The following is a 10,566-nucleotide window of genomic DNA, read 5'->3' on the forward strand; positions in this document are numbered from 1 at the left end:
TGCCGGTCTTGTCGAAAGCAGACGGTGTCGACCCGTCCGAGCGCCTCCAGGGTGCGCGGGGTGCGGACCAGGACGCCGCGCCGGGACAGCCGGCGGGCCGCCCGCCATCTGCGCGACCGTCGCCACCAGCGGGAGTCCCTCGGGGACGGCGGCGACGGCGACCGCGACTCCGCCGCTGACGGCGCGCCGTACGGGGCTGCCGCGCAGCAGGGAGAGCCCGGTCACGGCCACGCCGCCCGTGAGGGTCCCCGGCAGCGCCTTGCGGGTCAGCTCCTGGAGCCGGGCCTGTACGCCGGCCGGCGGCGGGGTGCGGGCGGCCAGTGTGACGGCGCGGCCCGCCTCGGTCTGCTCGCCGGTGGCCACGACGAGCGCGGTGGCGTTCCCGGCCACCACGGTCGTTCCCTCGAACACCATGCCGGCGCGCTGTGCCACCGGGGCGCCGGGGGTGGCGTCGGGGGCCTTGGTGACCGGCAGCGACTCGCCGGTGAGCGCCGACTCGTCGACCTCCAGTCCCTCGATGTCGAGCAGCCGCGCGTCGGCCGGTACGACGTCGCCGGCGCCGAGGGTGATCTCGTCCCCGGGCCGCAGCCTGGCCGCGTCGACGGTGACCGTGCGCGTGCGGCCTTCCCGCCTGCGGGCCTTGGGCTGCTGGCGGGCGGCCAGCCGCGCCAGTGCCTGCTCGGCGCGCAGCCGTTGGAGTCCGCCGGTCACGGCGTTGAGGTCCATGGCGCCGACCACCAGCAGCGCGTCGATCAGCGAACCGAGCAGCGCGGAGGCCACGGCGCCCGTGGCCAGGACCGGGGTGAGCGGATCGTCGAGTTCGCGGCGTACGGCGCCGGTCGCCTGCCAGGTCCAGCGGGCGGGGGTCAGGAGAGGGTGGCGGGCCAGGTGTGCCGCCTGCTGTCGTGAGCGGTCGGCGAGCAGGGCGATGCCGCGAGGCTCCTCGTCGGGGCCGGTGGGCCCCAGCCGGTCGCGGGCCTCTTCGGGCTCCAGGGCGTGCCAGGGGATGTGCAGCCGGGGCGGGGGCGGGGTGGCCCGGGCCACCCGGGTGGCTTCCAGCCAGCCGGCGAGCAGGGCGTTCGCGGCGGCGATGTTGACGGGCGCGTGCCGGGTGAGGGCCCAGAGTCCGGGCCGGCGCGGGGCCTGTCCGCCGCGGGCGACCAGGAGTCCGGACAGGGCCGCGCCCGCGCGGGCCAGCGTCTGCGAGCGGCGTCCGACGCGCCGGGCCGCGGGGATCGCCGTCAGCAGCCGCCAGACGTCGGCGAGTCCGCCCGGGGCCAGAACGTCGGCGCCCCACGAGACGGCCGTCCGGCCGTCGGTGAGGGCGATGGCCACGTCGCCGGCGGGCAGCCCGGCCGCCACGTGTCCTTCGCCGGACTCGCTCAGCCGGGCCACGGTCACGACCACGTGAGCGTCGTCCTGGAGGGCTCGTACGACCTCCGTCAGGGTCTTCCCGCTCGGGGCGACCTCGTCGGCGAGCCGGGTGATGTCCTTCAGATCGGAGCCGCCCACGATCACGACATGCAGTCCTGCCCGTCGGGCGGCGTCGAGGACGGCCTCGGCGAAGGGGTCGACCGGGTCGTCGGGCAGGCCGTCGGAGTCGTGGCCGGCCGTGGGGCGCCGGCTGCGCAGGGCGTCGGCGTGCAGCACGAGGGCGTCGGCGATCTCCAGTTGCCGCAGGCGCTCCCCGCTGCGCACGAGGATCCTGGAGTGGGCGAGGAAGGTGCCGAGGGTCGCGTTGAAGGCGGCCGGGCCGTATCGGGCCGCCTTCGGGGATCCAGCCAGGACCGCTTCGGCCGCGTCCGTCGCGTCATGCGTGACGAGGAGGGCTGCGGCGGCGCCGGCGAGGCTGCCGGTGCTCGCGTGGGACGCGTACTCCTGGGCGGGTGTCACCCGCAGCGGCGGACGGGTGTCGGCGGGGTAGGGCAGGCTGGTGCGCCGTTCGAGGACGAGGTCGTCGTGCAGCGCATCGAAGGCCGCGGCCCTGGACACGGCCTCGGTGAGCTGGGCACCGCGCAGCACCCCGTCGAGGACGAGCGCCAGCGGGGTCTGTCCGGCCCCGTGGGCGGCGGCGTTGGCGGCGGCGAGGACGATTTCCGTGCCGGACCTGCCGAACCGCTGCTGGAGGAGGGCGCGGAAGCGGGGGTTCTCCCGCAGCAGCGTGACGGTGGCGGTGACGACGCGTGAGGTGGGCGGCAGGACCAGGGACCGGCCGGTCAGGGCACCCGCCGCTCCGGCGGCGTCCAGCAGGATCGCCGCCGCGGTCGCGCGCACCTCGCCCGGGTCTCCCGGGTGGGTGGCCTCCTGGGCGACCGGGTCGGCGCCCTCGCTCAGACCGAAACGGGCGGCGAGCTCGGCGGCCCGTTCGGTGACGCGGTCGGTGGCGGCGTCCTCGACGGCGGTGATCACCAGGCGGGACAGCCCCTCGTCCCAGTACGCCGTGACCACGTCCGGGTGTTCGAGCAGTTCCCAGGCGACCTTGCGGGCGAGGGGCCCGGCCTCGCCCTCGGCCCGCCGCAGGGCGACGTGGACGCGCTGCCCCGCCGTCCAGTGCTGTCCGCCGGTCAGGGCGTTGCGCGCCACGTTGCGGACACGGCGCGTGCTGCCGTAGACGGAGGTCACCGTCCGGGCAGTGCTGCGGGCGGCGCCTGCGGCCGCCCCGGCCACGGCCCCGACGAGCGGGGCGGCGTCGAAGCGTGTGAACATCTGCTGTTGTCCCGACTCAGCCGGTGGACCGGCTGTCGTGTCCGTGCGGGTGGGCCTGCTCCCGGTCGTGCTCCTCGGCGTGCGGGTCGTGGTGCGCGGTGGCCTCGGCGACCTGTTTCAGTGCGGAGGCGGTGGCGGTGTCGCCCACTTTGGCGGGCTGTTCGTGGACGTGGTGTTCCGGTGGGTCGTGCCGGTAGTGGGACGAGGCGAGCTTGTCGCCGGGGCCGTACGACGAGGTGTCCGGTTCGGCCTCCGCGTCGGCCCCGGGGCGGCGTTCAGGAGCCCGGACGGCCTGCGTGCGGCCGTTCGGCGGCGCGCCGTCGGGCTCCTGCCCGGGCCGCGGCCGGGTCAGCCAGGCGACGGCCGCGCCGGTCAGCGCGACCGGCCACTCCACCACTCCGGCCACGCCGAGCACACCCGCACCGGCGTACACGGCCATCCGGCGGCCGCGCGGCGACACCGCTTCGATCCGCTCCAGGGTGCCCCCGGCGACTTTGCCCACGTGCCCCGCACCCGGCAGATGCCTCAGTCCCGAGGCGACGGCCCGCAATGGCTGCGGAAGACCGGGCGAACGTGATGTCTCCTGGTTCATGTCGACCTCCACGGGCGCGTTGTCCAGCGGCTTCAACCGGCTTCCCAACCTTTTGCCCCATATTCCGCCTTTATGGGAGTGAATGCTTGTCGTGCGCGGCCTACGGGGCGCGCAGCGGCCGCCTCACGGGGAGGAGAGTGCGGCTGCCCGGTAGACCCTTCGACGTAGTCGCGGCCTCGGCGCGCAGCAGGATGTACGGCGGGCGAGCGCGGGCGAGCATGGTCCTGGACGTCCTCCGTACCGGCCCTTCACTCGCCCCGAGGAGCTTCGTCATGCCCAAAACCCCCAGGCCACGTGTGCTGTGCCGGACCGCGGTGGCCACCCTGACGCTGCTGGTCGCCGCCACCGGAACGACGGCGGCCGTGGAGAAAGGACCGGCGGTCGCGGATCTGCGCGCCGACGCGAACCAGGACGGCAGCGTGGATGTCACGGGGTCGTCCGACGAGGCGGGCGAGGAGGAGTGGCACCCGGGGCGCGGAGCGGTCTTCCTCGCGAACGTCGACGACGACGCGCGGCGTTGCCGGCTGCGCCCCGGCGATCTGGACCGTATCGATCCGGCGGTAGACGAGCGGCTGGCGGCCTGCCACGACGCGGCGGACGAGCGGGTCGGCGGGGCCCGGGACGAGGCGGACCTCGCCCCGCTGCGGATCCCGCCCGCGACGGTCGGTGACCAGGCCTCGGGGCGTGTGGAGGTGGCGCCCGCGCAGCGGCCGTACGCCCGCCTGTTCGTCAGGCGGGACGGGGCGCTGCGGGTGCTGCGCGGACCGCTGACGGCGCGTGAGCTGCGGGCCGGTGTCGAACTGGCCCTGGAGGGCCGCGACATCGTGCGCGACCCTCGGCGCTGGGACGGCGAGGTCACCGTCACCCTCACCGTCACCGAGCGCGGGCGCAGCACGTCCGACCACTTCGCCTGGTCGCACCTCGCGGGCGGGGAGGTGCACTGCGCGACGAACGCGCTGCGTGACACCTCCGGTGGGGAGCCGTGGTGGAGGACCGGCCAGGACGGGTGACGAGTCCGGCAGCGGGTGACCGCTCCGCCCGGCCGGGGCATCCCGGCCGGGCGGACCGTGCCCGAAAACGGGCCGTGGCCCGGGCCTCTCCGGCAGCCTTCCGTGTCGGCCCGGGAGCGTCGGGTACTCAGAGCGGGCAAGCAGGCCGTCTCGGGTCCGGGCAGCGCGTGGCAGTGCGCCTGCCCGGTTCGGCGCGAATGGAGTGGTCATGACGCAGAACGGTGATGACGCGACGCTCGTCCGGCGGCCGGGGGTCACCGGCCTCCGGACGGCCCCGGACCTGTCCGAGCCCGCGCCACCACGGGACCCGCAGGCCGCCGAACCCCCGCAGGAACTGCCCCTGGACCGCAACCAGGCACTGCTGGAGGCGGCCAAGCAGGTCGGTGCCCTGCTGAAGCGGAAGGGGCACCTCTTCGCGCTGGCCGGGAGCGTCGCCGCCTACGCCCACGGCGGCGAGAAGAACCTCCAGCACGACGTCGACTTCGCCATCCGCCCCGAGGACGCGGATGCCGTGGCGGCCACGCTCCACGAGGCCGGGCTGACGGTGTACACCCCGCCGGAGGACTGGCTGATCAAGGCCACGTGTTTCGGCCAGCCTGTCGACATCATCTTCGAGCTGGCGCACCAGCCGGTCGGCGCGGACATGCTGGAGCGGGCGGAGGAGCTGTCGGTCGACTCGGTGCGCATGCCCGTACTGGCGCCGACCGACCTGCTGTGGAGCCTGGTCGCCGCCTTCTCCGAGCACCACTGCGACTTCGGGGCGGCGCTGCCCATCGCGCGTGCCCTGCGCGAGAAGGTCGACTGGGAGCGGGTGCGGCGCGAGTGCGGGGACGCGCCCATGCCCGCCGCCTTCTTCTTCCTTCTGGAGCGCCTGAACGTCATCTGATGCGGAAGGAACATCCATGAGCACCCATCGACCGGAGCACCCGGGCGGCAGTGAGCCGGCGCAGAACCTCGACTATCGGATCGCCCACCTCCAGGACCGCCTCGCCTCCGGTGAGCTCGGTGAACTGGGCGTGCGGGTCGAGGCCCGCGGCCAGACGGTGCTGCTCACCGGCACCGTGCCCTCGGCGCCCTGCCGCGAGGAGATTCTGCGCACCGTCCACGAGGAGCTCGCCGGGGTCGCGGTGCACAGCGACCTCGTGGTCACCGAGACGTCCTCGCCCGACCACGCGGAGGAACTCGCATGATCCGCATCGCAGCCGTCGGAGACATCCACATGGGCCCGGACAGCCGAGGCCTGCTCCGGCCCGCCTTCGAGACCCTGCCCGAGTGCGCCGACCTCCTGCTGCTGGCCGGCGACCTCACCCGGCACGGCACCCCCGAGGAGGCCCGGGTGGTGGCCCAGGAGGTCCGGGACCTCGGTGTGCCGGTGGTCGCCGTCCTGGGCAACCACGACCACCACGACGACAAGCCCGACGAGGTCACGGCCATCCTCCGGGACGTCGGCGCCCACGTCCTGGAAGGGCAGGGAACGGTAGTGGAGAGCGGCGGGTCACGGATCGGCGTGGCCGGCACCAAGGGGTTCGGCGGCGGCTTCGTCGGCCGCTGCGCCGGGGAGTTCGGCGAGCCGGTCATGAAGGAGTTCGTCAGGTACTCGCGCCGACGCGCCGACGCCCTGCGGGCCGCTCTGGAGCGGTTGGGCGAGGAGGGCTGTGACGCGCGGATCGCCCTGACCCACTACTCCCCCGTCCCGGAGACACTGGCGGGCGAGCCGCTGGAGATCTATCCGTTCCTGGGCAGCTATCTGCTGGCCGAGGCGATCGACACGGCCGGCGCGGACCTCGCGGTGCACGGGCACGCGCACGCCGGCTCGGAACACGGTATGACGAGCGGCGGCGTGCGGGTACGCAACGTGGCCCAGCCGGTCATCGGGCGGGCCTTCCACGTCTACCACCTGCCGGTCCGTGACCACGCGACCACCGGTGCCGCCGCACAGGCCGCCCGCTAGCCGCCCCCGCTCCCCCATCCGCCGCCGGCCGACGCCGGCGGCGTTTTCCTTTTCCGCGACGGGTCCTGCCGAGCACCGTCCCGTACCGCCTCTGGTGTGAACGCTCCGCAAGTCGTGCCGATTCCAGGCATTTTGTCTGCTTAGCATGCATGCTCCGCGCTCCGCACGTCGGCGAATGTCCCCGCCCGCCCGGGGCGCGACCGCCCCGTACGAGAGGACACCAGATGGCGCTGACGGGCCGTCGAAACGCACCGTCCGAGCATGCCTTCTCCCCGCACGACGACGTCTTGCGCACCGCGGCGCAGCACGTCGCCCGCCGCCGTTTCCTGACCGTCACCGCGGCCGCGGCGATGCTCGCCTTCACCACCAACCGGCCGGCCCGCGGCGCCACCGCCGCTCCCGAACGCGCCGCCCGCATCGCCGCCGACCCCTTCACCCTCGGCGTGGCGTCCGGCGATCCGCTGCCCGACTCGGTGCTGATCTGGACCCGGCTCGCGCCCGAGCCGTTCGCGGAGGACGGCGGCCTGGGCCAGGAGCGGGTCGTCGTCGACTGGGAAGTGGCCACGGACGAGCGGTTCGTACGGGTCGAGCAGCGGGGTGCCGCCACGGCCCATCCCGAGTACGCCCACAGCCTGCACATCGACGTCAAGGGACTGAAGCCGGACAGCCGGTACTACTACCGGTTCCGGGTCGGCGCCTGGATCAGCCCCACGGGCCGCACCCGTACGGCACCGGCCGCGGGCAGCGACACCTCCGGCATGCGGTTGGCCGCCGTGGCCTGCCAGGCCTACCAGGACGGCTACTACACGGCCCACCGGCATCTGGCACAGGAGGACGTCGACGTGGTGTTCCACCTCGGCGACTACCTGTACGAGTACGCCGTGGACTCGGCAGGCGGAGCCCGCCGCTACACCGACCGCACGCTGCCCGACGTGTTCAACCGCGAGACCACCACCCTGGCGGACTACCGGCTGCGCTACGCGCTCTACAAGAGCGACCCGGACCTGATGGCCGCGCACGCCCAGCACCCGTTCCTGGTCACCTGGGACGACCACGAGACGGAGAACAACTACGCGGGGGCGGCCGCCGAGAACGGCAGTTCCCCGGAACAGTTCCTGGCACGGCGCGCCGCCGCCTACCGGGCCTACTGGGAGAACCAGCCGCTGCGCGCCGAGCAGCTGCCGCAGGGCCCCGACGCCCGGTTGTACCGCCGTCTTGCCTGGGGGTCGCTCGCCCAGTTCGACATCCTCGACACCCGCCAGTACCGCTCCGACCAGGCCTACAAGGACCAGCCGCACGCACCGGGCACCGAGTCGGACGACCCGGCCCGCACCCTCACCGGCGCCGCGCAGGAACGCTGGCTGCTGGACGGCTGGCGGGCCTCGCGCGCGGTGTGGAACGTGATGCCCCAGCAGGTGTGCTTCGCCCAGCGCAAGTTCGACCTGACGGCGCCGGCCCGGGTCTCCATGGACGCCTGGGACGGCTACCGCGCCTCGCGCGACCGCGTCACGGCGGGGGCGAAGGACGCCGGCATCGACAACTGGATGATCCTCACCGGCGACGTCCACGTCGGGTACGCCTTCGACCTCAAGGACGACTTCGACGACCCGCGGTCCAGGACGCTGGGCACGGAGTTCACCTGCACCTCCGTCGCCAGCGGCGGCGACGGGGCGCAGAAGCCCACCAACTGGGACACGTACATGAGGGCCAATCCCCACATGAAGCACTACGACGGCCGGCGCGGCTACCTCAGGGTCGAGCTGGACCGCGAGAAGGGGCAGGTCGACTTCCGGACCGTCTCGGGCATCACGAAGCCCGGGGGCACCATCTCGACGACCGCGTCCTTCGTCACGGAGGCGGGTTCGCCCGGCCTGAAGCCCGCGTGACACGCCCGGTGCCCGCAGTACTGCACTTGGCGCCCTTCCCCGCGCCAAAGCGCGAAACGGGGCGGCCCGGGACATCACTCCGGGCCGTTCCGGCAAGGCCTATGGCCTCGCGACAGTCCCACCGTGCCCGAAGGAGACACATCGAATGGTCCACAGACATGCCGTGACCGGCCGCCGGGCGGCCCTGACCGTGCTAGGCGTGCTCGTCGCCACCGGGATCCCCTCCGCCGTGGCGGCCGAGCCGGCACCCCCCGCCGGGCCGCAGCCCTCGGCCGCCCAGACCCTCGGTGCCGACCGGCCGCCTGCTCCGGTAGTGCACGCCATGGAGCGCGACCTCGGGCTGACCGCGGCACAGGCCTCCCTGCGGCTGGTCAACGAGGCGGAGGCGGGCACCCGGGCGGGACGGCTGCGCAACGCCCTGGGCAGCCGCTTCGCGGGGGCCTGGCTGCGCGGCACGACGTCGCAGGAGCTGTTCGTGGCGACCACCCAGGCGGCGGACGTGCCCGCCATCAAGGCCCAGGGCGCGAAGGCGGCCGTGGTGAAGAGGACGCTCCGCGACCTCGGCGCGGCGAAGCGGAAGCTGGACGCGGCGGCGACCCGGGTCAGCACCCGCGACACGCCCCTGTGGTACGTCGACGTCCCGCTGAACCGGGTCACGGTGCAAGCCAGGAGCAAGGCCGCGGCCGCGGCGTTCGTCAAGGCCGCGGGTCTGGACGGCAAGAGCGTGGGCGTCACGGTGACGGCGAGCAGGCCGCGTCTCCTGACGGACCTCACCGGCGGCGACGCCTACTACATCAACGGTGCCGCCCGCTGCTCCGTCGGCTTCTCCGTCACCAAGGGCACGCAGCAGGGCTTCGCCTCGGCGGGCCACTGCGGCCGGACGGGCGACAGCACGACCGGGTACAACAACGCGCCGCAGGGCACGTTCCAGGCCTCCACCTTCCCCGGCAGGGACATGTCCTGGGTGGCCGTCAACGACCAGTGGACGGCGACGGCGAACGTGAAGGGCGAGGGCGGGCAGAACGTGCAGATCACCGGCTCGGTCCAGGCGCTGGTCGGCGCCGCCGTGTGCCGCTCCGGCTCCACCTCCGGCTGGCACTGCGGCAGGATCGAGCAACACGACACCAGTGTCAGCTATGCCGAGGGCAGGGTGGACGGGCTGACCCAGACGACGGTGTGCGCCGAGCCGGGTGACTCCGGCGGGCCCTTCGTCGCGGGCACACAGGCGCAGGGCGTGACGTCCGGCGGCAGCGGTGACTGCGCGAGCGGCGGCACCACGTTCTACCAGCCGATCAATCCGCTGCTCAGCCAGTACGGCCTCACCCTGAAGACCGCCGCGGCGGCAGCCGCGGCGCCGCAGGAGAACGCCGCCCCGACGTGGACCGCGGGCCGGGTCTACGAGGCCGGCGCCACGGTGACCCACGCCGGTGTGCGCTACCAGTGCCTGCAGACCCACCAGGCCCAGGCCGCGTGGGCGCCCACCGGCACTCCGGCGCTGTGGCAGCGGGTGTGACGACGGGTCAGGGCTGTCCGGCGCCGGTGTGGCAGGTTGCCGCACCGGCGCCGGGCGGGCCCCGCTACTCCTTGGCCAGCAGCGCGTACGCGGCGGCCAGGAACGGGTCGTGGGCGCGGAAGCGACGGGTGCACAGGGCGGCCACGGCGGTGCCGGTGTCGGGGCGGAAGCCCAGGAACGCCTGCTGGCCGAGGGTCGCGCCGCTGTGGAAGTACATGGGTCCGCCGCCGGTCGGGTGACGGAACCAGGCGATGGTGTGGACGTGGCGGTGCCCGATGCCCCGGCGAAGCACGGGACGGCGCACCGCGCGCAGGGCGGCGGCCAGTTGTGGTGGTAGGCCGGCCGGGTCCAGTTGCGCTTCGAGGAAGGTGAGCAGGTCGTGCGGCGTGGCCCGTACGGCGCCCGCCGCCTGGAAGCCTCCGGGGTCGAAGGCGGGCACGGGTGACACGCCGTCCTTGCCGTGTCCGGTGGCGTCGAGCCCGGAGCCGTCCGCCCGCAGGGCCGTTCCGTGCAGGCCGAGCGGGCGCAGGACCTGCTCGGTGAGCAGGTCCTGCCACGGTGTGCCGGTGGCTGCGGCGAGCGCGTGTCCGAGTACGGAGACGCCGTAGTTGGAGTAGCGCCACCGGGTGCCGGGCCGGTGCCTCGGCCGGTGCCGCAGGAAGGTGTCGACGACCCGCTCGGCGGGGAAGCGGGCGTAGGGGTTGGTGTGCCAGGCGGGCAGGCCGCGGAGGTAGAAGCCGGCCGGCAGGGCGGGCAGTCCGGAGGTGTGGGTGACGAGGTGGGCGAGCGTCACCGGGTCCGGGCCGGCGGGCCGGCCTGCGTCCAGGAAGACGGCGGCCGGTTCGCCGCCGGTCAGCAGGCCGCCGTGGATCAGGCGGGCCAGCGTCAGGCCGGTGAACGTCTTGGTG

Annotated in this window: 8 protein-coding genes and 1 pseudogene; 6 read left to right on the forward strand and 3 right to left on the reverse strand. The window is 74.2% G+C overall.

Translation table 11 applies throughout. The features are described from left to right. Window positions 1-2,706: pseudogene (locus tag SSQG_RS01045) on the reverse strand (HAD-IC family P-type ATPase); the annotation flags it as partial. Between the two features lie 16 nt (window positions 2,707-2,722). Then, entirely contained in the window at window positions 2,723-3,298 is a 576-nt protein-coding gene (locus SSQG_RS41670) for a hypothetical protein (RefSeq protein ID WP_052310423.1), read from the reverse strand. Between the two features lie 272 nt (window positions 3,299-3,570). On the opposite strand from SSQG_RS41670, the gene SSQG_RS01055 reads away from it, so the two are divergent. The 6 genes from SSQG_RS01055 to SSQG_RS01080 all read left to right on the forward strand — a co-directional run bounded on the left by SSQG_RS01055 (window position 3,571) and on the right by SSQG_RS01080 (window position 9,658). Then, window positions 3,571-4,308: a hypothetical protein gene (locus SSQG_RS01055; protein WP_158680978.1), complete on the forward strand. Its 738-nt coding sequence runs from the start codon at window positions 3,571-3,573 to the stop codon at window positions 4,306-4,308. Window positions 4,309-4,516: 208 nt separating this feature from the next. Further along, window positions 4,517-5,194 carry a nucleotidyltransferase family protein gene (locus SSQG_RS01060; RefSeq protein WP_039931725.1) on the forward strand — a complete coding sequence of 226 codons (678 nt, stop codon included), beginning with the start codon at window positions 4,517-4,519 and terminating at the stop codon, window positions 5,192-5,194. A gap of 16 nt (window positions 5,195-5,210) precedes the next feature. After that, window positions 5,211-5,498, forward strand: a complete 288-nt coding sequence (locus SSQG_RS01065) for a BON domain-containing protein (RefSeq protein ID WP_003987790.1) — start codon at window positions 5,211-5,213, stop codon at window positions 5,496-5,498. After that, a complete protein-coding gene (locus SSQG_RS01070) occupies window positions 5,495-6,259 on the forward strand; it encodes a metallophosphoesterase family protein (protein WP_003987791.1) in 765 nt (254 codons plus the stop codon). Before SSQG_RS01065 ends, SSQG_RS01070 begins: the two co-directional genes overlap by 4 nt. A 224-nt stretch (window positions 6,260-6,483) precedes the next feature. Next, window positions 6,484-8,145, forward strand: coding sequence for an alkaline phosphatase D family protein (locus tag SSQG_RS01075; protein ID WP_003987792.1), 1,662 nt, complete (start codon window positions 6,484-6,486; stop codon window positions 8,143-8,145). Window positions 8,146-8,290: 145 nt separating this feature from the next. Further along, on the forward strand, window positions 8,291-9,658 hold the full coding sequence (locus tag SSQG_RS01080; protein ID WP_003987793.1) for a carbohydrate-binding protein: 1,368 nt from the start codon (window positions 8,291-8,293) through the stop codon (window positions 9,656-9,658). 64 nt (window positions 9,659-9,722) lie between these two features. On the opposite strand, the gene SSQG_RS01085 is transcribed toward SSQG_RS01080, so the two are convergent. Next, window positions 9,723-10,566, reverse strand: an 844-nt coding sequence (locus tag SSQG_RS01085; RefSeq protein WP_039931726.1) for a serine hydrolase domain-containing protein, incomplete at its 5' end; no start/stop codon positions are given.

This window comes from Streptomyces viridochromogenes DSM 40736, assembly GCF_000158955.1.
GTDB classification, from domain to species: domain Bacteria; phylum Actinomycetota; class Actinomycetes; order Streptomycetales; family Streptomycetaceae; genus Streptomyces; species Streptomyces venetus.